The organism is Staphylococcus sp. GDY8P120P (genome assembly GCF_017892065.1).
Classification (GTDB): Bacteria; Bacillota; Bacilli; order Staphylococcales; family Staphylococcaceae; genus Staphylococcus; species Staphylococcus nepalensis.
Genome location: NZ_JAESKI010000058.1, coordinates 1 through 693 on the forward strand (window position 1 = coordinate 1; position 693 = coordinate 693).

General features: G+C 32.6%; 1 protein-coding gene. It reads right to left on the minus strand.

What is annotated here, in order from left to right; genetic code table 11:
* A partial coding sequence (locus KA900_RS14625) for a protein rep (RefSeq protein ID WP_210139787.1) occupies positions 1 to 527 on the minus strand: 527 nt, incomplete at its 3' end.
* Positions 528 to 693 lie beyond the last annotated feature (166 nt).

Genomic DNA, 693 nt, shown 5'->3' on the forward strand with positions numbered 1-693 from the left:
TGCTGATTATAAGAATTATCTTTATTATTTATTGTCACTTCCGTTGCACGCATAAAACCAACAAGATTTTTATTAATTTTTTTATATTGCATCATTCGGCGAAATCCTTGAGCCATATCTGACAAACTCTTATTTAATTCTTCGCCATCATAAACATTTTTAACTGTTAATGTGAGAAACAACCAACGAACTGTTGGCTTTTGTTTAATAACTTCAGCAACAACCTTTTGTGACTGAATGCCATGTTTCATTGCTCTCCTCCAGTTGCACATTGGACAAAGCCTGGATTTACAAAACCACACTCGATACAACTTTCTTTCGCCTGTTTCACGATTTTGTTTATACTCTAATATTTCAGCACAATCTTTTACTCTTTCAGCCTTTTTAAATTCAAGAATATGCAGAAGTTCAAAGTAATCAACATTAGCGATTTTCTTTTCTCTCCATGGTCTCACTTTTCCACTTTTTGTCTTGTCCACTAAAACCCTTGATTTTTCATCTGAATAAATGCTACTATTAGGACACATAATATTAAAAGAAACCCCCATCTATTTAGTTATTTGTTTGGTCACTTATAACTTTAACAGATGGGGTTTTTCTGTGCAACCAATTTTAAGGGTTTTCAATACTTTAAAACACATACATACCAACACTTCAACGCACCTTTCAGCAACTAAAATAAAAATGACGTTA